Below are 23,860 nucleotides of genomic sequence, written 5' to 3'. Positions count from 1 at the left end.
AAGTCAATTGATGACATTTAGTGTGGCACTCAGACTGGAGTCCTCACTCACCCTCCTAGGATCTCAAGATGACTAACGCTATTGCTGGCATTCCCGTGCCTGACAGTTCGATGGCCCGAGAAATCACCGAGCTGGTTCGGGACACCGCTTCGCCCCTCCTTTTCCATCATTCGAGCCGGGTCTTTTATTTCGCATCGCTCGCCGGTAAGCGACTGGGCCTGAAGTACGACGACGAGCTTCTCTACGCTGGCTGCATGTTCCATGACATGGGCCTTACCCACCAGCACAGCAGCGATTGCTGCCGTTTCGAGGTCGATGGAGCGAATGCTGCGCGTGATTTCCTGGAAGGTCATGGCGTCAACGAGCGCGACATAGAGCGCGTATGGACTGCAATTGCACTTCACACCACTCCAGGCATTCCGGAACATATGCACCCGCTCATTGCATTGGTCACTGCTGGAGTGGAGACCGATGTTCTCGGGTTGCACCATGAAGGACTCAGCGCTGACGACCGGGACGCCGTCGTTCTTGCACATCCTCGTGGCGATCAATTCAAAGAAGCGATTATCCAGACGTTCTACAACGGCATCCGCCACAAGCCGCATACGACATTCGGCAACGTCAAGGCTGATGTGATCGCCGACAAGGAGCCTGGCTTCCAGCCTGGTAACTTCTGCAGCATCATTCGCCAGTCCTGCTGGCCAAGCTAAATGAAAGGGGCCGCATTTGCGGCCCCTTCGTTTGACTAAGGCGAAATCTTGGCAACAACGATCAGGCGAGTAGCTTAGCTCCTAGCCCAACGAACAATGCCCCTATAGCGCGATTAAGCAGCAGTGCCTTGGTCTGGCTTGTCTTCAGTTTCCGTCCCAAGGCACCAGCAAACCACACGACACCACTCGCCCAGATACCTGCAGTAACTGCGAAATAAATTCCAAGCACTAGATAGGCCGCGGGCTTATGAACACCCTCAGGATCGACAAATTGAGGGAAGAATGCGAGGTAGAACAGGATCACTTTCGGATTCAGGACGTTTGTGAGGAAGGCCTGTGTGAACAACCTGCGATATGAAAGCGAAGCGTGTAACCCACCGCCCTCCGCTGAAACCGACGGCTTGCTGAGTATCAGCCTGACGCCCTGATAAGCGAGGTACAAGGCACCGAGAATACGCACTGCATCAAATGCGGCTGGAACCGCCGCGATCAGTGCACTGAATCCTAAAGTGCTAGCAATCGTGTGAACCAGACAACCCGCCGTGATACCTAACGCCGAGATGAGGCCAGCCCCCCTACCATGGGCAAGGGTGCGTCCGACAACATAGGCTGTGTCGGGCCCTGGGGTGGCATGGAGTGCGATGACAGCGGCGGCAAAAAAGGGAAAATTGATGATGTCCATGGGCGATAGCTTTATTCACAAATGAAAACGCCACGAACAAGGTTCGTGGCGTTTTAGGGATCAATCAGTTGATCGAGTCGCCCAGCACTTCGACGATCCGGTCAGCGATGTACTGGACGTGCGTCTCCAGTGCGAAATGCCCGGTATCCAACAGCTCGACGACGGCATTCGGGTTGTCCCGCTTGAAGGCTTCGGCTCCTGGTGGGATGAAGAAAGGATCACCCTTGCCCCAGATCGCCAGGGTCGGCACCTTCGTGGTTCGGAAGAACTGCTGGAATTCAGGATACAGCTTCAGGTTGTTCTGATAGTCATAGAACAAGTCGAGCTGAATCTCTTTGTTGCCCGGCCGCTCAAGCAGAAGGGCATCGAGGTAGTAAGACTCAGGAGCAATCTGGCTAGGATCACTTACCCCCTCCACATACTGCCAGCGGGTCCCCTCCAGATGCAGAATTGCATCGTTGATGACTTGGCGGCTTTCCGGCAGGCCATCTTCCCAGTACTTACGGATCGGTGCCCAAGCCTCTCCAAGACCTTCCAGGTAAGCATTGCCGTTCTGGGAAATGATCGCACTGACACGTTCCGGATGTGCGAGAGCCAAGCGCAAACCAGTCGGCGCACCGTAGTCGAAGAAGTACATCGCGTAGCGCTTGAGGCCCAGCTTCTCGACGAAATCGCCGATCGTCTTACCGATCGCATCGAAGGTGTATACGTACTCCCGCTCGGCTGGGACTTCGGTGAAGCCGAAGCCAGGCAGATCGGGGGCAATGATCCGATAACGGGATGCCAGCAGAGGGATCAGATCACGGAACTGGTGCGATGAGCTCGGGAAGCCGTGCAAAAGAAGGAGGACAGGAGCGTCAGGAGCACCGGCCTCTCGATAGAAGACACGGACGCCATCAGCTTCGGCGAATTTGAAAGCGACATTGGTGTGCTTGGACTGGGTCATTGCTTTAGCTCCTGTAACTGGTTTGGTTGGTTTTAGCGGTTACGTGGCTTCATTTTGCACAGCTTTTGTAACTAGTCAAATCTTTTTTATCGGTTACAATCACTGGAGACACCCAAAGGAGGCCTTATGACCCCCCCTAATCCTGCAGCTAACCTTCCGGCGCCCTACGTGCTGGCAGACCACCCGGCGCTCGACCTTCTCAATACTGTGATGATGGTGGACGGACAAAAGACGGACCTCTTGAACAGTGATGAGCAAGCCTTTACATGGCTGGCTCAAGCTGGATTTGGTCCTGCATCTTTACCGTCAGCGAAAGGCGGAGTGCTCCTATCGAACCTCCGCACTCTGCGGGATGCGGTTGAAGTCCTTGTTCATGCACGGCGCGAAGAACGCGACGCCGACCCTTCGGTGCTCAACAGTTTCTTGCGTGATGCCGTACCGCAGTTGACATGGGGTGCTCACCAACCAGAGCTGGACCGTTTTCATCACAAAGATGAATCCAGCCGCCAACTCGCCAGGTTGGCGTACTCAGCAGCAGAGCTGCTGGCAGAAGGTGATTTCAGTCTTGTCAGGAAATGCGAGAGCCCGGACTGTTCACTCATGTTCTATGACCGAACCAAATCTCATAAGCGACGCTGGTGCAGCATGGCCTTGTGCGGGAACCGTCATAAGGTGGCTGAGTTCCGAAAACGCCGCCAAGGCCAAGCGGGATGAATCAGCTCAGCAGCAGGTCTCGCAACGATTTGAAGGCCGGGGTGTTGTAGCCAGCACGGCAAACCAACTGGGTATCAATCTGCATAATCGGATGCAGCGTCAGGTTCGTCGTGCCGCCAATCAGTTCTAGTACAGAACGCGGCACGATGCCAAAGCACGACCCGGCCGTCACACATGCCAATATCCCGTGATACGACCCCAGTTCCTGCACCTTCAAAGTTCGAAAAGGCCGCCCATTCCCGCTGTTGAACCACTGCTCGGCGATTTGGCGGTATGAACAGCTGGAGGCGAAACCGCCTAGTGTCGTCAACGAGACATCATCGGGCCCATTCACTACCGGATGACCCTCAGGCAACACCAATACGAGTTCTTCGGTGAAGACTGGGAGGCTCTCAATTTCAGGCGGGAACGGCTCTGCTTCCCAACGCCCATCCTTGAGGGAAGAGGGTTGTGCGACCAACGCACAATCCACACGCCGCTCCATCACAGCATCAAGCATTCGTCCTGTCGGTCCGGTTGTAACGGTCAACTCCACCTCTGGATGCTCGCGGTGAAAGCGAGCCAGTTTCTGTGGCAGGCGACTGGCAGCAGTACTTTCCATTGTCCCCAGGCGCAATAAGCCAGCCGGGCGATCGGGATGCATGGACTGCTTCGCTTGTTCTGTGAGCGCAAGAATCTGCTGAGCGTAGACAAGGAACTCCTGGCCCCGCTCGGACAGTTTCATGCGTTTTCCATCACGCAGGAAAAGCTCAACACCCAGTTCGTCCTCAAGCTGCCGGATCCTGGTCGTGACGTTCGACTGCACGCGATTAAGGGCTGCGGCCGCTCGCGTCACGCTTTGCGCTTCCGCTACCGCACGAAAAATTTCCAGTACCGCCAGATCCATCAACCACCTCAAATCTCTTGCAGAGAACGTATTGCAAGAAATATTCTCCATGAGAGATAGTAAGTCAAGCACATGGTAGGGCCTGACGAGATAACAGAGGTAAACGCGATGCCAAACCCGCTGCAGTCGCTTCTTGAGATCGAAATCCCCGTTATCCAGGCCCCCATGGTCGGGGTCTCAACGCCCAAACTGGCCGCAGCGGTTTCCAACGCAGGCGGACTGGGGTCAATCGGCATTGGAGCCAGTTCGGTAGAGCAAGCCAGGGAAATGATCCGCGAGACCTTTAGGCTGACGGACAAACCGTTCAACGTGAACGTTTTTTGTCATCGCCCCGCTGAGCGCGATGAGGATTTGGAGCAAGGCTGGCTTCGCGGTCTTGCACCTCTTTTTGCTGAATACGACGCTGATCCGCCAAGCTCGCTGAGAGAAATCTACACCTCCTTCGTAGAAGATGTACCGATGCTGCAGATGCTCCTGGAAGAGCGGCCTGATGTAGTCAGCTTCCATTTCGGTCTTCCTCCCCAGTCGATGATCAATGCACTCAATGCAGCCGGAATCGTGACGATGTGCTCAGTCACAAACCTCGATGAGGCGCAGTTGGCTGAGCGCGCTGGCGTGCATGTGCTCGTAGCCCAAGGTATCGAGGCCGGGGGCCACAGAGGAGTCTTCGAGCCGGCGAACGATGATGCGATCGGTGTCATGGCATTGGTTCGGTTGCTGACATCGCGATGCAAATTACCAGTGATAGCGGCCGGCGGAATTATGGATGGGGCAGGGATCAAAGCTGCAATGGCGCTCGGCGCCTGCGGTGCGCAGCTTGGCACAGCTTTTATCCTCTGCCCTGAGACGTCCGCTAACGCTGCCTACCGGGAAGCAATGAAAAGCCATCGCGCCTATCACACCCAAGTTACCAGTGTGATTTCTGGGCGACCTGCCCGGGGCATGGTCAATCGTAACTTCACGGATCTACCTTCGGAGCACGCCTCTATACCGGCATATCCCGTCACCTACGATGCCAATAAAGCTCTGAATGCCGCAGCAAACGCGCAAGGTAACTTTGATTTCGCGGTGCAATGGGCGGGGCAGGGGGCTCCGCTTGCTAGGGAAATGCCAGCAGCAGCTTTGATCAAGTTGCTAGCGGCTGAAATCAACTGTGAGCATTGAACGAGGAGCGGGTATGTCATCCAAGATTCAGTTGTACGTCGATCATTTGTTCGCCAGCCCCTACTCCATGTCGGTATTTGTCGCCTTGGTGGAGAAAGGTCTGGATTTTGACATCATAAACATCGACATCGACGCTGGTGAGCAGCACAGCGCTGAATACGCCAAGCTATCGATCACGCGCCGTGTGCCCATGATCATTGATGACGGTTTTGCATTGACTGAATCTTCAGCAATTACCGAGTACTTGGATTATGTTTACCCCGACGGGCCTTTGTATCCTCGTGCGCCCCGTGCTAAAGCACGTGCCCGGCAACTTCAGGCATGGATACGCAGTGATTTCATGCCCATTCGTGAAGAGCGCTCCACTGCTGTGATCTTCTACCGACCAACCAACAATCCGCTATCCGAAAACGCCCAACAGGCCGCGCATCGGCTATTCGAAGCGATCGATCCGCTGATAGAAGATCCAGAGGCCAATCTCTTTGGGGAGTGGAGCATCGTCGATGTTGACCTGGCTCTTCTTCTGAATCGGATGGTCATGAACGGTGACGATGTACCACCGAAGCTAGCCGCCTATGCGAAAAATCAGTGGAAACGGCCATCGGTAGTCCAATGGACGGCTCAAGCTAGGCCTGATATTGACTGAGCCCGCCTGGGCCCAGCCTTCATGAGTGCCCGCAGAGGCATTCATGAGGCAACATTCGGAGACGCCCCATGCACCGCCCAGACAGAACATTTCCCTGACGGCATGGATGGTAGTCGGCCTAGGTTTCATCACCAGTGGGGTCATTGAGCCCCATTTACTACCCTACGCAGCGATGTGTGGGTTCGCACCCGTACCCAGCGCAACGGCTTCGGGCTTTTGCTGGTTATTGGTGACAGCTATGAACTGTTGCTGGCATTCGCCGTCTTGTTTGGCATTTTTGACTACTCCACGGTTCCGGTCACGGCGAGCCTAATGGGTAGCCGGTTGGGTCTACGGAATTTAGGGCTATCGCTTGTTCTACTCTCTGCCGGGCACGCGATCGGCGGTGCATCCGGCGCATTTTTCAGAGGGTGGATATTCGATCACACGGGTGAGTACGTTACCTTATGGTACGTCTCCATCATGCTTGCCGGCCTGGCAGCAGCTTTGATCATCCTATTGAAAGAAGAGAGGGAGCCTGCCGGTACCATTCAGGCTCAGGACGCTTAGTTTTCAGGTACTGAGCGAGACCCCAGCTATTCGCTTCCCTTCATAGCGTCCACTTCCAATTCAAACATGTCAGTACAGGAAAGCCTCTTAGCCTCAGCTACTTCCGCTTGAAGGCTTCACGACGAGACTCGCGTTCGTCGAGAAAACGATCGCTGATCAGCGCTTCCAAGTCCTTGCGTTCCACAGCGTCGCCGCAGTGAGGACAAACGCTGGCCACCCCCACATCAAGGCCGCAGGCGCGGTGCACGAAATGCACGGCCAACCCCTCATCCGGGTTCTTGCACCACTTCTCGCCCCAAGCGCGTAGCGCGTAGATCACGGGATAGAAGTCCCAGCCCTTGTCGGTCAGATGATATTCGTAGCGCAGAGGCTTTTCGCTATAGGGCCGGCGTTCGACCAGACCGTTCGCCTCCAGCGCTTTCAGGCGCGAAGTCAGCATCTGGGGCGTAGCGGTGGTCTGGATCTGCATTTCCTCGAAGCGTGTCGCGCCCATGTACAGCTCACGCAGGACCAAAATGGTCCATTTGTCGCCCACCAAATCCATCGAGCGTGCCACCGGGCACACCGTATCGCTTGTCACGTCCAGCATCGACATCACGCTGCTTTCTCCGTAGAAACTATTGTTTTCATAGTAACGCAGCGAGATTAACCATGTTGCATGGATTAACGCTCAAAGCCTCATCCTCGTTGACACTATGATTTTCATAGTTAATATGAAGCCTCTGCGGCATGCGCTGTCGCAGCGCGGCATTTGCCGGTAAAGCAAACGTCCCAGAACGCCTCTCTCACCTGGAGCACCATTATGACCCATCCTGTGTATGCCTCGGAGCGGACCGCTCTGCTGCTGGTCGACCCCTACAACGACTTCCTGTCCGATGGCGGCAAGCTTTATTCCATGCTCAGAGGCGTTGCGGATGAAGTGCGACTGCTCGACAACCTGCGCATGACCGTTGCCGCCGCGCGAGCACAAGCAATTCAGGTGTACTACGTGCCTCATAGGCGCTGGCAGCCCGGCGACTACACCCGCTGGGATCACCCCAATCCCACCCAGCGCCTGATCCAGGAACGTCACACCTTTGCCAAGGGGTCCTGGGGCGGCGAATGGCATCCCGACTTCGTGCCACAGGAGGGCGACATCATCATCCAGGAACACTGGGGACAAAGCGGGTTCGCCAATACCGACCTCGATTTCCAGCTGAAGCAACGAGGCATAACACATGTAATCGTCGTAGGCCTGCTGGCGAACACCTGCATCGAATCGACCGCACGCTTCGCCATGGAGTTGGGTTATCACGTCACGCTGGTCCGCGATGCGACTGCCGCTTTCAGCAAGGAAATGATGCACGCGGCGCACGAACTGAACGGGCCGACGTTTGCGCACAGCATCGTCGACACCTGCGGGCTCGTGCAGACTTTGCAACAGTAGTGAAGGAGCTGCGTCATGTCTGCCTCTTGCGCATCACCAATGGGAGTTTCCAGCCGCCTTGTCACGCTTATGGCTCTGTGCTGCGCGCTGGCGGTCTCGACCATCTACTACCATCAGCCGCTTCTGCCGCAGATGGCAGCGTCGTTTGGCATGGCGCCGACACAGGCCGGCCTGGTCGCCACGCTGACGCAGCTTGGCTATGCGCTAGGCCTGCTGTTCATCGTGCCACTCGCCGATTGCCGACAACCACGCCAACTCGCGCTGCTGGCTATCGCGGGAAATGCCGTTGCCTTACTTCTTTGCGCGGTATCACCGACTTTCATGATGCTGTACATAAGCAGCCTTCTGGTCGGGGTGACGGCGATTACTGCGCAGCTCATCATTCCCTGTCTGTCGGGGTTGGCCACTCCGGCTGAGCGAGGTCGAATCGTAGGGAGCCTGCTCAGCGGCCTCTCGGCAGGCCTGTTACTGGCCCGCATGCTCGGGGGCTTCGCCGGTGCACATGTGGGGTGGAGAGTCGTCTTCGTGCTGGCCTCGCTCAGCGATGTCCTACTGCTGTTCATCGTTGCCAAGCGCCTGCCCGCCACCGCGAGTCTGCAGACGATAAGCTACGGGCGGCTCTTGGGTTCGTTAGGCAGCCTGGTCAAACAGGAAAGCGTGCTGCGTTACTGCGCGGCGAGCGGCCTATTTATGTTCGCTGCATTCAGTGCGCTGTGGGCTTCGCTTGCCGCGCTATTGGCACAACCTCCATACGGACTCGACTCTGCTACCATTGGTCTCTTTGGCCTGGTCGCGTTGTTGGGCATCGTTGCGTCACCTTGTATTGGCACGCTGACCGATCGCCTGGGCAGACACACCATGGTTCTAGCCGGCGCGATGACCCTCGTCCTGGGCTTCGCCTGCATTGCAGCGGGCGGGCAACATCTTGGCTGGCTGATCCTCGGCATGGTGCTGCTGGACCTGGGCAATCGTGCTGGGCTGGTTGCCAACCAGGCACGCGTATTCACCCTGGGGACCGAGGCCAGAAGTCGGCTAAATACCGTATTCATGGGGTCGTATTTTCTGGGGGGAGCGATCGGCGCCGCATTGGGGAATTATGGCGTGCACGAGGCCGGCTGGATCGGCCTTGCCGCGGTTGGCATTCTGCTGTCTTTAGCGGCCACAGTTATCAATGCGCTTGCACCCCGTGAATTGAGCTCGACGATGGGCGAGGTTCGCCTCTGAGCGATTAAAAGACGACTGGACAGCGCATCTTTTGCTGGTTTGCTTAGGCTTCCAGCCATGCCGTAAGCTGGCATTCAACTCCCAGGCTGGGGCAACACTCATCCAAGAATCGAGGCATCCAATCCGCTTGGCTCCCCATTAAGCTCTCAAAACTGGATGGGGATCCTGCGTCGTGTTTCGTTCGCCCCTACTCGAACACGGAACGGGGACCAACTTTCGTGCTAGAGCGAAGCCCACTTTTCGCGATACTGAACCAGGAAATCCACAAAAGCGCGCACCCTCTGCGGGATGTGACGACCTTGAGGGTACAACAACGTGTACGGCCTTGATCGCCCACTAAACGGTTTCAAGACTTCGACGAGTCGCCCATCAGCGAGCTCTTGTTCCACGATGAATTTGTAGGTTTGGAATAATCCGGCACCGTTCCTGGCAAGTGTCACTCCGCCCAGCACGTCGTCGGAACAGGAATAGCTTCCAGCAGTGAATACCTCACGCTCTCGACCGTCCTCTTGGAACAGCCAAGAGATACGCCGCCCGCTACTCGGAAGCTCAAATTGAATGCATTCATGCTGGTCCAGGTCCTGCAAGGTATGCGGTGTCCCGACTTTCTCCAGGTAGGCCGGAGACGCTACGACAACCAACTTGGCATCCTCCAGCAATCTCGCAATCATCGTGGAGTCAGGCTGAGCTCGTACTCGAATCGCCAGATCGTACCCTTCTGCAACGAAGTCGATATTTCGATTACCGAGGTGGATATCAACGGTTACCTCAGGATAAAGCTCTCGAAATTTTGGCAGCAACGGCAGGATGCGGTGGTGCCCATAGGTCGTAGGCAGGCTGATACGAAGGCGGCCTGAAGGTGTTGCTTGAGCGCCCATAACTGCCTGCTGGGCCTCCACCAGTTGCGTGAGCGCCTGGCTGCACTGCTCGAAAAAATCCTTTCCCGCATCGGTCAATCGGATGCTTCGGGTAGTCCTTGCAAACAGCCGAGAGCCAAGCCTTTTTTCCAGGCGAAGGATCGACCTGCTTACTGCGGCCGGAGTAACGCCAGCGAGCTGAGCTGCGGCAGTAAAGCTGCCCGCTTCTGCGGACAGGCAAAACAGCTCAATACTTCCCAACTGCAAATCGTCAAAATGCCGCTTCATAGGATTTATCCTTACGGGGGCTGGTAGGAGTCTGGGTGCCGGACTCTGCAGTAGGCAGATACACTGACCTGAGAGCGCTGCTTGACATTTAGACTGCTCGGTCTAATTATCCTTGGATGGACATTCCAATGAAAGCCCCCAGGCGCGGGCGCCCCCCAAAAATCTCGCGTAGCGATCCCGATACCCGGCGTGCATTGATCCGTTGTGGCGTGGAATTGCTGACCGAGCAAGGGTTCAACACTACGGGTATTGAACAGGTACTCAAACGGGTTTCCGTACCGAAAGGGTCCTTCTACCACTATTTCGACAGCAAGGATGCCTTCGGGCGTGAGGTCCTCGCTGAATACGGAAAGTTCTTTGAGCGCCGCCTGCGCCGAATCCTGCTCAACCCCCATCGAGAGCCGTTGGAGCGCATTCAAGATTTGCTGCAGGAGTCGCTCATCGGCATGGAAAAGTACAACTGGCGTCGCGGCTGCCTGGTAGGCAATCTCGGCCAGGAAGTGACTTTGCTGCCCGATGATTTTCGCGATCAGATAGAGAAGATTTTTCGAGACTGGGAGGCACTGCTCAGCCAATGCCTTCAGGAAGCGCAGGCCAACCTATCAATAGCCCAGTCCGTGGAGTGTGAACAACTGGCGGCTTTCTTCTGGATTGGCTGGGAGGGCGCAATCACGCGCGCACGTCTCTGCGAAAGTGGCCACCCACTGTCGATCTTCGTCAGGGGATTTCTCGCCGGCATTGCCCGGTGAGTTTTTATCGTCGATTACTAGACAGCCGGTCTAAAAGGAGTCGCTATGTTCAATGCAGTCGTTGTGGAGAACCAGGAAGGCGCTAAGCAGGCCCATTACAGAGAGCTATCCGATGACCAATTGCCAGCCGGCAGTGTCACCGTTGCGGTTTCTCACAGTACGCTGAACTACAAAGATGCCCTTTGCATCACAAGCCGGAGCCCGATCGCCCGGCACTTTCCCATGATTCCGGGGATTGATCTTGTAGGGGTGGTGGAGCGCAGCGAAGACAGCCGCTATCGCGAAGGCGATTCTGTTTTACTCAACGGCTGGGGTGTTGGGGAAAGTCATTGGGGCGGCCTGTCCCAGAAGGCCCGGGTGAGCGCAGATTGGCTGATTCCTCTTCCGCAGGGGATGACACCCCATAACGCCATGGCGATAGGCACCGCGGGTTACACATCCATGCTTAGCCTGATAGCCCTGGAGCGCGCCGGGCTAAAGCCTGATGCAGGGCCTGTTTTGGTAACCGGGGCGAATGGTGGCGTCGGCAGCATTGCCGTAGCGCTGCTGGCCGCCCGAGGGTATCAGGTCATTGCCTCGACCGGCCGGTTAGATGAGGCAGACCACTTGGTCCGGCTGGGCGCGACGGAAGTGATTGATCGAAACACGTTATCTACACCTGGTAAGCCTTTGGGCAAAGAGCGCTGGACAGCGGCGATTGACTCGGTTGGAAGTCACACCCTTGCGAACGTATGTGCTCAGACCAAAGCCGACGGCTGGGTTGCCGCCTGTGGCCTGGCACAGGGTATGGATTTCCCGGCGACAGTAGCACCCTTCATTCTGAGGGGGGTGAGCCTCTTGGGGATCAACAGCGTGACACGTCCATACGCCGAACGAGTCGAGGCATGGGCTCGATTGAACGCGGAACTGGATCTGTCGGTTCTGGGGCAGTTAACACGGGAAGTACCGCTTTCAGAAGTCATCCCTGTTGCAGATGACCTTTTGGCTGGAAAGATTCGCGGACGCCTCGTTGTTGATACCAGCGTTTAATCCATAGCCCAAACACGCTCGATGCTTTCAAAGAGGCCAGCCCTCCGTGTTGGGGGCTGGATCACTCTTGAGGCAATTGCATCTCTAGCTAAGGCCGAAGGTATCTTGCTTAATCCGGTTTACTCTGCAAAAGCCTTTGCCGGCATGCTTCATGACATCGCTGCGGGAGATTTCGTCGAGGGGGCTAACCTACTATTCCTGTTCACAGGCGGCGGACCAGGCGTTTATGCCTATCGCAGCGCATTCGATTTCTAAGAAACCAGTGTTCACAGAGAAACTGCTCATCACCGGAATGTGCCGGTGATGAGCATTCTGTCAATCAATGGCCTGCGCTCTGACCGCCGTCGACGTGCAGGATCTCGCCAGTGACAAACGAAGCGCTGTCCAAGTAGAGAATCGCTTGAACGATGTCGTTGATCTCGCCCATGTGACCGACGGGATGCAGCTTGCCCAGGGCATCGTGAGTTTCGGCGCCATGCATTGGGGTCTTGATGATGCCAGGCGACACGGCGTTAGCGCGGATGCCTCGCTTGGCATACTCAATCGCGATCGATTTGGTGGCAGCGTTGATGCCACCTTTGGTGAGGGATGCCATTACCGACGGAACGCCGTCGATTGCGTGGTCAACCAGGCTGGTGGTGACGCTGACCACATGCCCGCTACCATTCTTTTCCATTTCCGCTATGGCGAGCTGGGAAATGTAGAAGAAGCCGCTCATATTGGTCGCAACGACCTGCGCATAGTCTTCTTTGGTGTAGCTGGTGAATGGTTTGGCGACGAAAATCCCGGCGTTGTTGACGAGCGTATCGATGCGCCCGAAGCGGGCCACGGCTTCGCGCACAACTCGTTCCGCTGTGGCCGGATCCGCAATATCACCGGCAACAGTCAGGATATCTGTATCGGTCGATGGTTGAATGGAGCGCGAAGTCGCTACCACTTTGTGGCCGAGGGCTCGGAACCCTTTCACTACACCTGCACCAATGCCTTGAGATGCGCCAGTTACGATGATGACTTTTTGATTATTGCTCATGATATTTCCTCTACGATGGATTAAGTTTTCAGTTAGACGAAGCGGCTTGTGCCGCCTGCCTTAACACTTGCTCGTAATACTCAACAGACTGTGAGCCTGCGACGACTTGCCGATTGTTCAGTACCATTGCGGGTACAGAGTTTATGCCGCGGTCCAAGTAAAAATTTTCGAGCGCTCGGACTTCATCGGTGAATTGCCCGCTTTCAAGTACTACCTGCGCTTGCTGGGCGTTCAAACCGACTTTCTGAGCCAACGCCACCAACGTCTGATGACTGCTAGGGTTTTGCCCGTTCACGAAGTAAGCCTCAATAAGCGCTCGGTGTAGCTCGCTTTGGAGCCCTTCGTTCGCTGCCCAGAACAGCAGGCGATGTGCATCATGGGTATTGAAAAAGTGAGTTCGACTTTGGAGATTGAACTCAAAGCCGAGCTCCCGTCCTCTTTCAACAATCATCTGATTACGCGCCGCCACCTGCTCCGCAGTTCTTCCGTACTTGCGAATCATGTGCTGGATGGCGTCCTCACCTTCGGCAGGCATATCGGGATTGAGCTCAAACGGTTTAAACGTCAACTTGACGTCGATTTCGGCGGCTACGTTGGCGATGGCTTGGTCCAAGGCAGTCGAGCCCAGTGCGCACCAGGGGCAGACGACATCAGAAACGAAGTCGATTTTTACCGTGTGCTTCATGACTTTGACTCCGACAATTGCTTTCTGTACTCGGTAGTCGTAATGCCGGAGTAGCCCCAGTTATCAGTGTCGACTTCTTCGATCACGATGTGGGTCAACTTAGGGTCTTTATGAAGCACGCGCTCCATAGTTTCAGTAATTTCCTTTATTACCTGAGCCTTTTGCTCTCGGGTAACACCATCACGAGTGATGCGGACGCTGATGAATGGCATGGGAAGTTCCTCTATCAAGTGTGCATTTGGGTGATGAGCAGTTGATGGAGAAACTTTAAGAATTCAGAGCAAACTGATAAATATGCCCTGAGGTACTTCATTTGTGACCTCGTGTATCGAATCACGGGGCACTGGGTAGGATTTTCTGGCCTGGTACCTGCCTGGGCCCAGCTATGGCAGGCTATAGCTGCCAGTCGTGCTTCGCACAGAAGAAGGGGTTGGGATGGATCGTTTGCAAGCAATGCAGGTTTTTGCCCGAGTAGTGGAGACCAATAGCTTCAATAGAGCAGCTGAGGCCTTGGGGATCATGCCGTCATCGGCCACCCGCATGATCAAGAATCTTGAGGATTACCTGGGGGTCCGCTTGCTCAATCGGACGACACGGCAGCTGAGCCTGACAGCGGATGGTGAGCATTACTACCGTCATTGTCGGCAGGTGCTGGCGGACATTGATCGTGCGGAATCCACCTTTCCGGGCGGGAACGCCACCCCGCGAGGCAGATTGCGTGTGGATATCTCGAATTCTTTAGGTCGTCTTTTCGTTCTACCTGCAGTGCGCGAGTATCAGCAGCGATTTCCTGAGGTCGAATTGGTTATCGGCCTGAGTGACAGGACCGTAGATCTGGTGCAGGAAGGCATTGATTGCGTGATCCGAACCGGAGTGCCGCTCGACTCTGCAAGCCTGGTAGCTCGGCAAATTGGCAGTTTCGACTGGGTAACGTGCGCCTCTCCACAGTACCTTGAAGCGTATGGCGTACCCAGGTCCTTGGACGATTTGCAGAAGCATCAGTCAGTGGGTTACCTGTCTAGTAGGACTGGGCGATCCATCGAATGGCACTATGTGATCAACGACGCTCCTGTCTTTGTTCGAGTTCCTGAAAAGCTAACCGTAAATGACACAGACGGCTATGTGACATGCGGGCTGGAAGGCCTTGGCCTGATACGGGTGGGCAGCTACATGGCTTGGCCCCATTTGAATTCCGGCAGATTAGTTTCGGTGCTTGAGGGTTATACCGCGCCGCCCGTGCCGATCTCAGTGATGTATCACCACAGTAGCTACCATTCACCGACGCTGAGGTCGTTTGTAGACTGGGTCATTGAGCTGTTTAAAAACTCAAAATTAGGGCTAGGCAATTAACCCATCACACCTCCTCACTGCATACCAAGCGTTGAAAGCCAAATGGGGGTAGTGGTCGACGGTCATAATTCGACTTTTTGCAATTGTGAAATCGAGTTTCGGCACAGACATAATGAATGCTTTTGGCCAAAATCCTTAACTGACTAGCGACTGCAAGAGTCGCCGACTGCTCATACTGAGGGTTTTCAGTTCTAACGAGGTGGCTTTATGACTAATGAGACTACTTTTAACAAGCGCAAGATACTCGTGCTCGGCGCAGGTGAATTGGGGCTAGAGGTTCTGAGAGAGTTATCTGCACAAGGGGTGGCCATCGGAAAGGCAGATGTTTCGGTAATGCTGAGGACATCATCCAGCAGTTCTTCAAGCCAACGGAGTCAACTGCTCACTGAACTGGATGCTCTTGGGGTTAGCGTGATTGCGGGGGATGTGGTGGGTGACAACCTGGAAACCATCGCCGAAACTTTTGCCAAATTTGAGGTAGTGGTTAGTTGCGTAGGCTTTGCTGCTGGTCCAGGCACTCAGCTAAAGCTGGCCTTGGCAGCTATCGAGTCAGGTATCAGAAAATACTATCCTTGGCAGTTTGGTGTTGACTACGACGTGATCGGGCGCGGTAGCGCTCAGCCACTCTTCGACGAGCAACTTGATGTTCGTGATCTATTGCGCTCACAAAGCAGGATCGACTGGACGATTATTTCTACTGGTATGTTCACAAGCTTTCTCTTCGAGCCATCCTTTGGTGTCGTAGATCTCGAAAGCAAAACAGTTAATGCACTTGGCGACTGGGATACGTCCGTTACTGTCACCACGCCTCAAGACATTGGTAAGTTGACAGCGAAAGCAGTACTTTCCGAGCCTGAAATTACCAGCAAAGTAATCTACACTGCGGGCGATACCGTTTCCTATCGTCAGCTGGCAGATCTCGTAGATGAGGCGCTGGATTGTTCCGTTGCAAGGAATGTTTGGACGATTCCTTTCTTGCAGGACGAGCTCAAAAAGGATCCCGCCAATGTTTTGAAAAGATATCGACTGGTATTCGCGCAAGGCAACGACAACGGCGCTGGTGTAGCGTGGAAAAAAGAGGTATCTTATAACTATATGGAAAATGTAAAAGTTTCTACTATAGCAGATTGGCTTAAATCCAACGCAGCGGTATAGCTCAACTTATGACTGCTATCGCTTGCCAAATACAGCAGTTAAAGCTTTTTTGCTTAAAGCGGTAGCAGTCGCCGAATTCTATACCCGCTTTTTTCTAGCTTTAGCGTTTGGACTGCAGAGCGATCCGTGATACGGAGAAGAAACCATTCGCATTAGTAACAAATTTAAAATCGTAACCGAGCTGCTGTGCCATATGTCGAAATGCGGCCATTTCACGTCGCGTCGGATTGCTTTCGTTGTCATCCTCAATGGTGGCACTCAGCTCGACTAAATGCTGCTCAATCATCGCTAAAACGCTATCCACGTAAGGAGATGGAATCGTGATCTGCCTGTCGCCCAGTATGCTCATTGAGTCAGCTTTCCTTTGTTCCTAACTTCTGTCATCGAGAAACAATCTTCGAATATTCAGTTGATGAAGCCTGAAGAATGACGACCCATAGCTCTGAGCTGGTACTCGTTTACAGCTCGAAATTGCGACTCCGCTATTTGACGTAGCCGCTCGATTTCATCCCCGGGTCGAGCCGAAGCTTGAGCCTTATGGTATCGTTGCATCGCATCGACAGCATCAGTGTACAGCTGATGGTCGGGAGCAAGGATGGGCAATTTTTGTGTCATGACGAAGGCACCTTAGTGAATGATCGAAGGTGGCATACCGGCGTTCACAAGCTGAACGTCAATGACGGCCTGATAAAGCGAGTCCGCCAGTAGTGAAGGCGCTCTAACTCATGCTTTGCCAACCCTAAGGTCTCCGCTGCTTGAGCATCGCGGATAGCTTGAAGCGCTTGCCGCATCAGCGGCTCGCCTGCTTCGACCATTCCCTCTAATGTGCGTTTCACAGCCATGGTGCTTCTTGATACCGAATGTTAAATCAGGGCGAGAGCGGCACATTGATGGCAAACTCACTCCAAAGGTACGGACTCTTGATAATCATGAGGCCTGCACGGACACCAGAGCTTTGGATCAGTGTCCGCTTTGGGTCGATAGCGGCCTGTCGCGTACGGCAGCTTTCGACCTAAAGCGGATAACTGTCCAATCCTCTGTGGTCAGTACCGGCCTCATCGCCGGCAACCGCGGCTGCCACCGGTACCGCACAGGAATGGCAGCCGCTCAGGGGATTGCAGCCACGCCGTCATTGTTGCACCCTCATCACTCATTCTGGCACGGGAGGGCAGCATGGACTGGAGTGACATGCGGATCTTCCTGGCGATTGCTCGCAGTGGCTCGTTGGGAGGGGCCGCCAGGGCGCTGGAGGTCAGTCACCCGACGGTCGGGCGACGCTTGCAGGTGCTCGAACAGGCCAGTGGGCAAGCGTTTTTCCTGCGCACTGCCCAAGGGCTGGTGCTCACCGACAATGGCGAGCGGATTCTCGACCTGGCCCTCGCCATGGAGCACAGTGCCCTGGCCATCGAACGTCGCCTGGCGGGGCATGGCGATCAGCCGGAGGGGCTGTTGCGCATCTCCTCGGCCGACTGGTTCGCCTGCCATGTGCTGTCGCCGGTGCTGGCCGAACTGGCACGGCGGTATCCGTTGATCGTGCCCGAAGTCATCGCCGGGCATCGGCTGTTCGACCTTGCCCGCCGCGATGCCGACATCGCTTTTCGCATCGTGCCCTTCACCGAACCCGACATCGTCCAGCGCAAGCTGACGACCTTGCCGTACGGGCTCTACACCGCGTTGCATGCTCCGGCGCCACAACCGGGCGGCGAGGGGCTGGGGTTGATCCTGATGAACGTTGCCCAGGCCCATTACCCGGATGTGCACTGGCTACAGCAGCGCTACCCGCTGGCCCGCACCGTGTTCACGAGCAGCAGCCGGACGGTCCAGGCGCAGATGTGCGCGCAAGGGCTTGGGGTCGCCGTGTTGCCACGCGTGCTCGGCGACGCGGTGCCGGGCCTGCGGCTGCTGGATGAGCACCAGCCACCCCCGGGGCGGGACATCTGGATGGGCTATCACCGCGACATGCGCCAGCTGGACCGGCTGCGCGCCCTGGCCGACCTTGCCTCCAGCATGATTGGCACGGGGTAGCAGGTTGCCGACGCTCAGCTCGGGCGCATCGCCGCTGCCTCCGCCAGTGGTGCCGGCTGTCGCGCCAACGTCAGGCTCAGCGCAACTCCCACGGCCAGGCAGGCGGCCATGCACAGCACGGCGATCATGAAGGCGTGGGTGATGCGGGCGGCCGTTGCCTGCTCACCAAGCAGGCTGTAGAAAACGCCGCCGATGAGGGCTACGCTCAGCGAGGTGCTGATCTGCAAGGTCGCACTGGTGATGCCTGCGATCATTCCGGCATATGCCGGTGCGACCCGGCCCGTGACCAGGCGCATCAAGGTCGGCAAGGCCAGCCCTTGTCCCAGCCCGATCAGGAACAGAGTGGCCGTCACGGACGTGAAGGGCGGGGCAAGGCCAGGCGCAGTCACCGACATCAGCCAACCCAGCCATAGCAACCCGATCACCTCCAGCCCCATGCCTACGGGGTTCAGGTAACCGCCGAGGACGCGCCTGAGCAGGGGAACCGAGAGCGGGCCGATCAGGAAGCCGGCGCCGAACGGCAGGAAGACCAGGCCGGCATGCAGTGCGGTCATATGCAGTGCGCCTTGCAGGTAGATCGAAAACAGCAGGAAGAACACGCCAATGGCGTAGAAGCACAGCGCTACCAATAACGCCCGGCCCAGCCCGTGGGCTTGCAGCGCGGCCGGGGCCAGCAAAGGGGTTCCGCCGGTGCGGTGCAGGCGCGCCTCGTAGCGCCAGAACAACGCCCCCAGTACAGGCGCTGCGGCGAGCGACAGCACCGCCCACCAAGGCCATCCCGCTTCGCGGCCCTCGATCAACGGCACGACCAGGGCGCCGAGGGCCAGCATCGACAACGCCGTGCCCACCAGGTCCAGCTTGCTCGCCTGCAGCGCACGGGTGTCCTTGAGCACGGGGATACCGAATGCAATCACCAGCAATGCAATCGGCAGGTTGACCAGGAATATCGCGCGCCAGCCCATGCCGAACAGGTCGAGCGCAATCAGCACGCCACCCAGCGCCTGGCCGAACACTGACGCCAGGCCAAACACAGCCCCGTACAGGCTCAGGGCCAATGACTTTTCCGCTGCCGGAAAAATCGTCTGTACCGAGGCGAGTGCCTGCGGCGCCATCACGGCAGCGCTAACGCCCTGCAAGGCGCGCCCGAGCACCAGTACCCATGGCGCAGTCGCCACGCCGCACAGCAGCGAGGCAGCGGCGAAGCCCAGCAGGCCGACGAAGAACATCCGCCCGCGCCCATACAGGTCGCCAAGGCGCCCGCCAGTGATCAGCGTTACGGCATAGAGCGTCGCGTAGGATGCGATCACCAGCTGCTCGGCAGAGGCACCTGTGCCCAGGTCGGCCTGTATCGAGGGCAGCGCGACGTTGACGATGAAGAAATCCAGCGGAGGCAGAAACGCACCGACCAGCAAGATGGCGAACATCAACCAGCGCCGGGGTTCGCTGGCTTCGCTTTCGATTCGAGACATGACAGGCACCTGTGTGGTAACTCGGGTTCGATACCGTGCAGGCCAGGATTTTCTGGAACAGGGCTGTCGCCCGCTCGTGCCTGGCCGATGGGCCACACTCTAGGGGATCACACCCTGGCTCGCGCCTTACGAAACTGCACGGGCAAGGTTCATCGCTGTCAGTGGCGCCGTCACCTCAGCGCGGGGTAGGGTGGTTGGGCTTGCGGTCATCGCGGTCGGCTTGCCGGGCCTCGGCGCGTACCACCAGCCAGATACCGACCGCCGACAGCGCCATTCCCGCTGCCATCTGCCAGGACAACGGCTCATCGAACATCGCCCAGGCCCAGAGCAGGGTGATCGGTGGGCTGAGGTACAGCACGCTGGCGACGCGGGTGGCTGAGGACCTGCGCAGGCAGGCCCAGTACAGCCCATAGCCGCCAAGCGTCGACAGGGCCACGGTCCACGACACGCTCAGTGCAAAGCCTGCGCTGGCAACCGGTGCCAGGCTGCGTTGGCTGCCTTCGATGGCCGCGAAGGCGAAACTGGAGACGAAACCGGTCTGGGTCGGGCCGATGAACGCGGCGGCGGTCCTGCGCGACCCGTTGCCGCTGGCTGCCCATGCCTTGCAATGCCCCTACCGTGAGGCCATGGTCGAATCACTCAAGGCCTCGGGACGCCGATCGCGCATTATCCTTGAAAGCCACTCCAACCAGGCCGTCAAGGCCTGTGTGGAAGCCGGCTTGGCCATCAGTGTGATCGACCGGGCCAAGGTCACCGAGCGCATGCAGATCCTCGAGGGGCTGCCGGCCATTCCCGACCACGACATCCTGTTCGTGCGCAGCCCGGCATCGGGCGGGGACGGCGCCGTGACTTTGCTGGCGCGGGCAATGCGGCAATCGTTTCGGTTGTAAGCAAGGGGCGGACGCTTCGATGCGCCGCCAGCGGGTATTGACTTATCGAAGAATCTCGATATCCTCGCGTCATGGAATTGCTAGAAGTCTTCAAAGCCCTGTCGAACCCGATACGCCTTCAGATACTGAAGGGGTTGAAGGATCCCGCAAAGAACTTCCCTCCCCAAGACGAAGGGGACGTTCTGACGGTGGGCGTGTGCGTCAGCAGTATCCAGGAAGGCATAGGGCTTTCGCAGTCTACGGTGTCGAGTTACCTCGCAACGCTGCAACGGGTGGGTTTGGTTGAGGTCCGGCGCATAGGCCAGTGGACATATTACAAACGCAATGAAGCCGCCATCAGCGCGCTTGCCGAGATCATCGGGAAAGACCTGTAACTATTTTTGCTGCATTATATCGAGATATCTCGATATCCCTTATTCCAGATATGGAGGTTTACCGTGAAGGCGATGTTGCTCAAATCCTACGGCGGGGCAGATGCCTTCGAGCTCTGCGAGGTGCCGAAGCCTGTACCGCTGGCGGGACAGGTGCTGGTCCGGGTACACGCAACATCCATCAACCCGTTGGATTATCAAGTCCGCCGTGGTGACTATCACGACCTGGTGCAGCTGCCCGCAATTACCGGGCATGATGTGTCGGGGGTTGTAGAAGCCGTTGGTGCGGGCGTGACGGCCTTCGCTCCAGGAGACGAAGTCTGGTACACGCCGCAGATATTCGGCGGGCCGGGGAGTTATGCCGAGTACCACGTGGCAGCCGAAAGCATTATCGCCCGGAAGCCTGCGTCACTGAGCCATCTGCAGGCGGCTAGCCTGAGCCTGGTCGGTGGCACGGTGTGGGAAGCACTGGTCGTGCGTGCGGCGCTTCGAGTGGGGGAAAGCATCCTCATACACGGCGGTGCAGGGGGCGTCGGTCATGTGGCGATCCAGCTGGCCAAAGCCATGGGCGCACGGGTGTTCACCACGGTGCGCGAGACCAACGCTGAATTCGTACGTGGGCTGGGCGCCGACGTGGTCATCGATTACGAAAAAGAAGACTACGTTGCTTCCGTGATGCGGGAGACTAACGGACAAGGTGTCGATGTGGTGTTCGACAGCATCGGAGGCAACACCTTGGCAGGTAGCCCTGATGTGCTTGCACAACTGGGCCGCGTCGTGTCGATCGTGGATACGGCACAACCACAGAACCTCATCCAGGCCTGGGGCAAGAACGCCAGTTACCACTTCGTGTTCACCCGCCAGAACCGCGGCAAGCTCGATGAGTTGAGTGCGTTGGTGGCGCGTGGGCAACTGCGGCCGCATATCGGCGCCGTCTACTCCCTTCGCGACATAGCGCTGGCCCATGCCCGTCTGGAGAGCCCCAATAACGGTATCCAGGGAAAGATCGCCATCGCCGTTGTCGAGGAATTGCCATGATCTATGAAATCGCTCTGCTTCCCGTTCATTCGCAACACATCGAAGCGTTCAGGGAGGCATTTGCCGAGGTCGCGCCTTTGCTCACTCGCGCCAAGGGCTACGGCGGGCACATGCTGGCGCAGGGGGTAGAGACGCCACACGTATTCAACCTGATCGTGCATTGGGCGTCACTTGCAGACCACACGCCTGGTTTCGAAGCCAGTGAAGACCATCGCCTGTTCATGCTGGGGCTGGCGCCGTACTTGTCGGAAGAACCGCAGGTTTATCATGTGGACGGTGCCGGCTTTCCCACGGGTGTTTGATCGACTTACAGGGGGGGCGAGCAAGGCCGTCGGGTCAGGACGCACTTGGTTTTTTCTCGAATGCGGCCTCCAGTACTTGCTCGATCTCGGCCAGCTTGTGTTCGGTGCCTGCCACCACGACCGCAGTCTGATTGGCGCAATTCACCAATAGCTCCAGTGTCGCCGGATGGTGATCGCCCGGAAATTTCCGGAGCACGAAATGAACCGTCGCATGACTGCGCCAGGTGGCCTGATCCATGGACCAACGAGGGTCGGCGAATGCAAAAATGACCGCCTGGGTTTGCCTATCAAGGAGCGAGGGCACATACACCCATTGGCTGTTGCGCGCTTCCCAGGCGGCGACCTTGACCGCGAATCTGCCGCCTGGGGCGAGGATTGTTTCCATTTCTTCCATTTGCCACAGCTCCTGGGGCAGGTTGTTCAGCGTCTGGAGGTAGGCTGCGGCAATTAGCCGGCAATGGATAGCGAAGCCGTAGAACTGCTGGCCTTTGCGACTGTCCGCTTTCGCCCCATAGCTGTCGCTCATGGCTTCAGTAGAACGACAGGCGCTTCAAACATAATCGGCCGAGGATCGACTCACCTGTCGACATAGTGACGCGCCCCAAATAGCATGCCTCAATCCAATATGCCCGAGCTGGTAAAATGATCTCAGATCCTGGCACACCAACTCTAGACCAGCTGAAAGTTCTCCTGACGGTCGTAGAAGTGGGAAGCTTCGCTGGCGCTGCAAGGAAATTGCATCGTGCAACGTCAGTGGTGAGCTATGCCATTTCCAATCTGGAGATGCAGCTCGGCGTATCACTTTTTGACCGCAAGACGACACGTAAACCACAGCTGACAGAGGCTGGCCGTACAGTGTTGGCCGAAGCACGAACCATCATCAACGGAGTCAACGGACTGCGATCGAAGGTGTCTGGACTGCTGCACGGTCTCGAAGCAGAGGTGCATCTTGCTTTGGATGTAATGCTGCCAGCGGAGCGGGTGGTCGATGCGCTCAGGACTTTTAGACAGGTGTTTCCCACCGTGGCTTTGCATCTACACATGGAAGCGCTCGGTGCGGTCACGCAATTAGTACTTGAGAAAAAAGCCGGCATTGGGATCAGTGGCCCCCTGGACCCGGGAAGGGATGGCCTTGAGCGTGTCGGTGTAGGGAGTGTTGAGTTAGTACCCGTTGCAGCCCCGGCGCACCCACTTGCCCTCGCCAGCCGCAACGAGCCTGGTGCGGCAAGAAATCACATCCAATTGGTTTTGTCAGACCGCTCACCGCTTACCGGGGACAGAGATTTTGCCGTAGTGAGCCCCCGTACATGGCGGCTCGCTGACTTAGGCGCAAAACACATGCTCCTCAAGGAGGGCATTGGCTGGGGCAACATGCCCTTACCTATGGTCCAAGCGGACCTCAATGCGGGACACCTTATCCATCTCGATCTTCCTGATTGCAAAGGCGGCTCTTACGCGTTTGACGCTATCTACCGGACTGATTCGCCGCCTGGGCCGGCTGGGCTATGGCTCATCAAACGCTTCGGCCAGCAAGCCGAAGCTCTCTAGACTTGTCGAATAAGTCGTATTAACCGTTCGATATTCTTCTGGTTTTTAGCCAGCTAAGCCCCTGTTAGGGTGTTGCTCATAGACCAGACACGCGCACCTTCGGTGCCTGGGCCTCAATAATCGCAAG

The 23,860-nt window shown here is 56.9% G+C and carries 28 protein-coding genes and 3 pseudogenes; 17 read left to right on the top strand and 14 right to left on the bottom strand.

Going from position 1 to position 23,860, the window contains the following annotated elements; genetic code table 11:
* Positions 1-68: 68 nt before the first annotated feature.
* Entirely contained in the window at positions 69-710 is a 642-nt protein-coding gene (locus tag IRZ77_RS01060) for an HD domain-containing protein (protein WP_046614882.1), read from the top strand.
* Positions 711-771: 61 nt separating this feature from the next.
* On the opposite strand, the gene IRZ77_RS01055 is transcribed toward IRZ77_RS01060, so the two are convergent.
* Complete coding sequence (locus IRZ77_RS01055; protein WP_196172695.1) at positions 772-1,392, bottom strand: LysE family translocator; 621 nt, start codon at positions 1,390-1,392, stop codon at positions 772-774.
* A 64-nt stretch (positions 1,393-1,456) separates the two neighbouring features.
* Positions 1,457-2,338: an alpha/beta fold hydrolase gene (locus IRZ77_RS01050; protein ID WP_003290584.1), complete on the bottom strand. Its 882-nt coding sequence runs from the start codon at positions 2,336-2,338 to the stop codon at positions 1,457-1,459.
* Positions 2,339-2,464: 126 nt separating this feature from the next.
* On the opposite strand from IRZ77_RS01050, the gene IRZ77_RS01045 reads away from it, so the two are divergent.
* Complete coding sequence (locus tag IRZ77_RS01045; RefSeq protein WP_003290582.1) at positions 2,465-3,052, top strand: CGNR zinc finger domain-containing protein; 588 nt, start codon at positions 2,465-2,467, stop codon at positions 3,050-3,052.
* A 1-nt stretch (position 3,053) separates the two neighbouring features.
* Here the strand turns inward: IRZ77_RS01045 and IRZ77_RS01040 are convergent, their stop codons facing one another.
* On the bottom strand, positions 3,054-3,938 hold the full coding sequence (locus IRZ77_RS01040; protein WP_046614883.1) for a LysR family transcriptional regulator: 885 nt from the start codon (positions 3,936-3,938) through the stop codon (positions 3,054-3,056).
* A 108-nt stretch (positions 3,939-4,046) separates the two neighbouring features.
* Here IRZ77_RS01040 and IRZ77_RS01035 point away from each other — a divergent pair, with 108 nt between their 5' ends.
* The 3 genes from IRZ77_RS01035 to IRZ77_RS01025 all read left to right on the top strand — a co-directional run bounded on the left by IRZ77_RS01035 (position 4,047) and on the right by IRZ77_RS01025 (position 6,297).
* Positions 4,047-5,102: an NAD(P)H-dependent flavin oxidoreductase gene (locus tag IRZ77_RS01035; RefSeq protein ID WP_046615002.1), complete on the top strand. Its 1,056-nt coding sequence runs from the start codon at positions 4,047-4,049 to the stop codon at positions 5,100-5,102.
* A 13-nt stretch (positions 5,103-5,115) separates the two neighbouring features.
* Complete coding sequence (yfcF, locus tag IRZ77_RS01030; protein WP_046614884.1) at positions 5,116-5,748, top strand: glutathione transferase; 633 nt, start codon at positions 5,116-5,118, stop codon at positions 5,746-5,748.
* Between the two features lie 174 nt (positions 5,749-5,922).
* Positions 5,923-6,297, top strand: a complete 375-nt coding sequence (locus IRZ77_RS01025) for an MFS transporter (RefSeq protein WP_046614885.1) — start codon at positions 5,923-5,925, stop codon at positions 6,295-6,297.
* A gap of 97 nt (positions 6,298-6,394) precedes the next feature.
* On the opposite strand, the gene IRZ77_RS01020 is transcribed toward IRZ77_RS01025, so the two are convergent.
* Positions 6,395-6,892 carry a winged helix-turn-helix transcriptional regulator gene (locus IRZ77_RS01020; RefSeq protein WP_046614886.1) on the bottom strand — a complete coding sequence of 166 codons (498 nt, stop codon included), beginning with the start codon at positions 6,890-6,892 and terminating at the stop codon, positions 6,395-6,397.
* Between the two features lie 207 nt (positions 6,893-7,099).
* On the opposite strand from IRZ77_RS01020, the gene IRZ77_RS01015 reads away from it, so the two are divergent.
* Positions 7,100-7,723: an isochorismatase family cysteine hydrolase gene (locus IRZ77_RS01015; RefSeq protein ID WP_046614887.1), complete on the top strand. Its 624-nt coding sequence runs from the start codon at positions 7,100-7,102 to the stop codon at positions 7,721-7,723.
* A gap of 15 nt (positions 7,724-7,738) precedes the next feature.
* The gene (locus tag IRZ77_RS01010) at positions 7,739-8,947 is read left to right on the top strand and encodes an MFS transporter (RefSeq protein ID WP_046614888.1); all 1,209 of its coding nucleotides are present in this window, start codon (positions 7,739-7,741) and stop codon (positions 8,945-8,947) included.
* Between the two features lie 221 nt (positions 8,948-9,168).
* On the opposite strand, the gene IRZ77_RS01005 is transcribed toward IRZ77_RS01010, so the two are convergent.
* Positions 9,169-10,092 carry a LysR family transcriptional regulator gene (locus tag IRZ77_RS01005; RefSeq protein ID WP_046614889.1) on the bottom strand — a complete coding sequence of 308 codons (924 nt, stop codon included), beginning with the start codon at positions 10,090-10,092 and terminating at the stop codon, positions 9,169-9,171.
* 116 nt (positions 10,093-10,208) lie between these two features.
* Here IRZ77_RS01005 and acuR point away from each other — a divergent pair, with 116 nt between their 5' ends.
* Together acuR and acuI are read left to right on the top strand one after the other, a co-directional pair.
* Positions 10,209-10,841 (top strand): acrylate utilization transcriptional regulator AcuR, encoded by a 633-nt coding sequence (gene acuR, locus IRZ77_RS01000; RefSeq protein ID WP_046614890.1) that lies wholly within the window; start codon positions 10,209-10,211, stop codon positions 10,839-10,841.
* Positions 10,842-10,886: 45 nt separating this feature from the next.
* A complete protein-coding gene (gene acuI, locus IRZ77_RS00995; RefSeq protein WP_046614891.1) occupies positions 10,887-11,870 on the top strand; it encodes an acrylyl-CoA reductase (NADPH) in 984 nt (327 codons plus the stop codon).
* A gap of 319 nt (positions 11,871-12,189) precedes the next feature.
* Here acuI and IRZ77_RS00990 read toward each other — a convergent pair whose 3' ends face one another.
* From IRZ77_RS00990 to IRZ77_RS00980, 3 genes are read right to left on the bottom strand one after another with little or no spacing between them, the layout of a single operon-like run.
* Complete coding sequence (locus IRZ77_RS00990) at positions 12,190-12,900, bottom strand: SDR family NAD(P)-dependent oxidoreductase (protein WP_196172693.1); 711 nt, start codon at positions 12,898-12,900, stop codon at positions 12,190-12,192.
* Positions 12,901-12,928: 28 nt separating this feature from the next.
* Positions 12,929-13,585, bottom strand: coding sequence for a DsbA family oxidoreductase (locus IRZ77_RS00985; RefSeq protein ID WP_196172691.1), 657 nt, complete (start codon positions 13,583-13,585; stop codon positions 12,929-12,931).
* On the bottom strand, positions 13,582-13,797 hold the full coding sequence (locus IRZ77_RS00980; protein ID WP_196172689.1) for a tautomerase family protein: 216 nt from the start codon (positions 13,795-13,797) through the stop codon (positions 13,582-13,584). Before IRZ77_RS00980 ends, IRZ77_RS00985 begins: the two co-directional genes overlap by 4 nt.
* A 223-nt stretch (positions 13,798-14,020) precedes the next feature.
* Here IRZ77_RS00980 and IRZ77_RS00975 point away from each other — a divergent pair, with 223 nt between their 5' ends.
* Both IRZ77_RS00975 and IRZ77_RS00970 read left to right on the top strand, forming a co-directional pair.
* Positions 14,021-14,935 carry a LysR family transcriptional regulator gene (locus IRZ77_RS00975; protein WP_135002301.1) on the top strand — a complete coding sequence of 305 codons (915 nt, stop codon included), beginning with the start codon at positions 14,021-14,023 and terminating at the stop codon, positions 14,933-14,935.
* Between the two features lie 207 nt (positions 14,936-15,142).
* Positions 15,143-16,090, top strand: a complete 948-nt coding sequence (locus IRZ77_RS00970) for an aromatic alcohol reductase (protein ID WP_196172687.1) — start codon at positions 15,143-15,145, stop codon at positions 16,088-16,090.
* Between the two features lie 100 nt (positions 16,091-16,190).
* Here IRZ77_RS00970 and IRZ77_RS00965 read toward each other — a convergent pair whose 3' ends face one another.
* From IRZ77_RS00965 to IRZ77_RS00960, 3 genes and pseudogenes are all read right to left on the bottom strand, one after another.
* Entirely contained in the window at positions 16,191-16,439 is a 249-nt protein-coding gene (locus IRZ77_RS00965) for a hypothetical protein (protein WP_196172686.1), read from the bottom strand.
* A gap of 56 nt (positions 16,440-16,495) precedes the next feature.
* Positions 16,496-16,705, bottom strand: a complete 210-nt coding sequence (locus IRZ77_RS26825; protein ID WP_080958456.1) for a hypothetical protein — start codon at positions 16,703-16,705, stop codon at positions 16,496-16,498.
* Positions 16,706-16,717: 12 nt separating this feature from the next.
* Positions 16,718-16,926: pseudogene (locus IRZ77_RS00960) on the bottom strand (hypothetical protein).
* A 337-nt stretch (positions 16,927-17,263) separates the two neighbouring features.
* Between IRZ77_RS00960 and IRZ77_RS00955 the strand changes: the two are divergent.
* A complete protein-coding gene (locus IRZ77_RS00955) occupies positions 17,264-18,115 on the top strand; it encodes a LysR family transcriptional regulator (RefSeq protein WP_046614898.1) in 852 nt (283 codons plus the stop codon).
* A 14-nt stretch (positions 18,116-18,129) separates the two neighbouring features.
* Here the strand turns inward: IRZ77_RS00955 and IRZ77_RS00950 are convergent, their stop codons facing one another.
* Both IRZ77_RS00950 and IRZ77_RS00945 read right to left on the bottom strand, forming a co-directional pair.
* Positions 18,130-19,584: an MFS transporter gene (locus IRZ77_RS00950; protein WP_196172685.1), complete on the bottom strand. Its 1,455-nt coding sequence runs from the start codon at positions 19,582-19,584 to the stop codon at positions 18,130-18,132.
* Positions 19,585-19,759: 175 nt separating this feature from the next.
* Positions 19,760-20,116, bottom strand: a pseudogene (locus tag IRZ77_RS00945) (EamA family transporter); the annotation flags it as partial.
* Between IRZ77_RS00945 and IRZ77_RS00940 the strand changes: the two are divergent.
* The 4 genes and pseudogenes from IRZ77_RS00940 to IRZ77_RS00925 all read left to right on the top strand — a co-directional run.
* Positions 20,106-20,474, top strand: a pseudogene (locus IRZ77_RS00940) (LysR substrate-binding domain-containing protein); the annotation flags it as partial. The pseudogenes IRZ77_RS00945 and IRZ77_RS00940 sit on opposite strands and share 11 nt — an antisense overlap.
* Positions 20,475-20,545: 71 nt before the next feature.
* The gene (locus IRZ77_RS00935) at positions 20,546-20,848 is read left to right on the top strand and encodes an ArsR/SmtB family transcription factor (protein WP_003256877.1); all 303 of its coding nucleotides are present in this window, start codon (positions 20,546-20,548) and stop codon (positions 20,846-20,848) included.
* Between the two features lie 63 nt (positions 20,849-20,911).
* Entirely contained in the window at positions 20,912-21,883 is a 972-nt protein-coding gene (locus IRZ77_RS00930; protein ID WP_196172684.1) for a zinc-dependent alcohol dehydrogenase family protein, read from the top strand.
* On the top strand, positions 21,880-22,185 hold the full coding sequence (locus tag IRZ77_RS00925; protein ID WP_046614901.1) for an antibiotic biosynthesis monooxygenase family protein: 306 nt from the start codon (positions 21,880-21,882) through the stop codon (positions 22,183-22,185). The genes IRZ77_RS00930 and IRZ77_RS00925 overlap by 4 nt, the downstream gene beginning before the upstream one ends.
* A gap of 34 nt (positions 22,186-22,219) precedes the next feature.
* Here IRZ77_RS00925 and IRZ77_RS00920 read toward each other — a convergent pair whose 3' ends face one another.
* On the bottom strand, positions 22,220-22,711 hold the full coding sequence (locus IRZ77_RS00920; RefSeq protein ID WP_052970517.1) for a hypothetical protein: 492 nt from the start codon (positions 22,709-22,711) through the stop codon (positions 22,220-22,222).
* Positions 22,712-22,827: 116 nt separating this feature from the next.
* On the opposite strand from IRZ77_RS00920, the gene IRZ77_RS00915 reads away from it, so the two are divergent.
* A complete protein-coding gene (locus IRZ77_RS00915; RefSeq protein WP_196172683.1) occupies positions 22,828-23,733 on the top strand; it encodes a LysR family transcriptional regulator in 906 nt (301 codons plus the stop codon).
* Positions 23,734-23,860: the final 127 nt, after the last annotated feature.

The sequence above is a fragment of the Pseudomonas pudica genome, assembly GCF_015680405.1.
GTDB lineage: Bacteria > Pseudomonadota > Gammaproteobacteria > Pseudomonadales > Pseudomonadaceae > Aquipseudomonas > Aquipseudomonas pudica.
Note: the sequence above shows the minus strand (reverse complement) of the source record. Positions and strands in the feature narration are given on the sequence as shown.

What these genes read in the sequence shown, in the direction of transcription:
- IRZ77_RS01055 (WP_196172695.1), bottom strand. Translation starts at nt 1,392, where the DNA reads ATGGACATCATCAATTTTCCCTTTTTTGCCGCCGCTGTCATCGCACTC.
- yfcF (WP_046614884.1), top strand. Translation starts at nt 5,116, where the DNA reads ATGTCATCCAAGATTCAGTTGTACGTCGATCATTTGTTCGCCAGCCCC.
- IRZ77_RS01010 (WP_046614888.1), top strand. Translation starts at nt 7,739, where the DNA reads ATGTCTGCCTCTTGCGCATCACCAATGGGAGTTTCCAGCCGCCTTGTC.
- IRZ77_RS00920 (WP_052970517.1), bottom strand. Translation starts at nt 22,711, where the DNA reads ATGAGCGACAGCTATGGGGCGAAAGCGGACAGTCGCAAAGGCCAGCAG.
- IRZ77_RS01045 (WP_003290582.1), top strand. Translation starts at nt 2,465, where the DNA reads ATGACCCCCCCTAATCCTGCAGCTAACCTTCCGGCGCCCTACGTGCTG.
- IRZ77_RS00980 (WP_196172689.1), bottom strand. Translation starts at nt 13,797, where the DNA reads ATGCCATTCATCAGCGTCCGCATCACTCGTGATGGTGTTACCCGAGAG.
- IRZ77_RS00970 (WP_196172687.1), top strand. Translation starts at nt 15,143, where the DNA reads ATGACTAATGAGACTACTTTTAACAAGCGCAAGATACTCGTGCTCGGC.
- IRZ77_RS00935 (WP_003256877.1), top strand. Translation starts at nt 20,546, where the DNA reads ATGGAATTGCTAGAAGTCTTCAAAGCCCTGTCGAACCCGATACGCCTT.
- acuI (WP_046614891.1), top strand. Translation starts at nt 10,887, where the DNA reads ATGTTCAATGCAGTCGTTGTGGAGAACCAGGAAGGCGCTAAGCAGGCC.
- IRZ77_RS00985 (WP_196172691.1), bottom strand. Translation starts at nt 13,585, where the DNA reads ATGAAGCACACGGTAAAAATCGACTTCGTTTCTGATGTCGTCTGCCCC.
- IRZ77_RS00925 (WP_046614901.1), top strand. Translation starts at nt 21,880, where the DNA reads ATGATCTATGAAATCGCTCTGCTTCCCGTTCATTCGCAACACATCGAA.
- IRZ77_RS26825 (WP_080958456.1), bottom strand. Translation starts at nt 16,705, where the DNA reads ATGACACAAAAATTGCCCATCCTTGCTCCCGACCATCAGCTGTACACT.
- IRZ77_RS01050 (WP_003290584.1), bottom strand. Translation starts at nt 2,338, where the DNA reads ATGACCCAGTCCAAGCACACCAATGTCGCTTTCAAATTCGCCGAAGCT.
- IRZ77_RS00990 (WP_196172693.1), bottom strand. Translation starts at nt 12,900, where the DNA reads ATGAGCAATAATCAAAAAGTCATCATCGTAACTGGCGCATCTCAAGGC.
- IRZ77_RS00955 (WP_046614898.1), top strand. Translation starts at nt 17,264, where the DNA reads ATGGACTGGAGTGACATGCGGATCTTCCTGGCGATTGCTCGCAGTGGC.
- IRZ77_RS00950 (WP_196172685.1), bottom strand. Translation starts at nt 19,584, where the DNA reads ATGTCTCGAATCGAAAGCGAAGCCAGCGAACCCCGGCGCTGGTTGATG.
- IRZ77_RS01040 (WP_046614883.1), bottom strand. Translation starts at nt 3,938, where the DNA reads ATGGATCTGGCGGTACTGGAAATTTTTCGTGCGGTAGCGGAAGCGCAA.
- acuR (WP_046614890.1), top strand. Translation starts at nt 10,209, where the DNA reads ATGGACATTCCAATGAAAGCCCCCAGGCGCGGGCGCCCCCCAAAAATC.
- IRZ77_RS01020 (WP_046614886.1), bottom strand. Translation starts at nt 6,892, where the DNA reads ATGTCGATGCTGGACGTGACAAGCGATACGGTGTGCCCGGTGGCACGC.
- IRZ77_RS00965 (WP_196172686.1), bottom strand. Translation starts at nt 16,439, where the DNA reads ATGAGCATACTGGGCGACAGGCAGATCACGATTCCATCTCCTTACGTG.
- IRZ77_RS01060 (WP_046614882.1), top strand. Translation starts at nt 69, where the DNA reads ATGACTAACGCTATTGCTGGCATTCCCGTGCCTGACAGTTCGATGGCC.
- IRZ77_RS00975 (WP_135002301.1), top strand. Translation starts at nt 14,021, where the DNA reads ATGGATCGTTTGCAAGCAATGCAGGTTTTTGCCCGAGTAGTGGAGACC.
- IRZ77_RS01005 (WP_046614889.1), bottom strand. Translation starts at nt 10,092, where the DNA reads ATGAAGCGGCATTTTGACGATTTGCAGTTGGGAAGTATTGAGCTGTTT.
- IRZ77_RS01035 (WP_046615002.1), top strand. Translation starts at nt 4,047, where the DNA reads ATGCCAAACCCGCTGCAGTCGCTTCTTGAGATCGAAATCCCCGTTATC.
- IRZ77_RS01015 (WP_046614887.1), top strand. Translation starts at nt 7,100, where the DNA reads ATGACCCATCCTGTGTATGCCTCGGAGCGGACCGCTCTGCTGCTGGTC.
- IRZ77_RS00915 (WP_196172683.1), top strand. Translation starts at nt 22,828, where the DNA reads ATGATCTCAGATCCTGGCACACCAACTCTAGACCAGCTGAAAGTTCTC.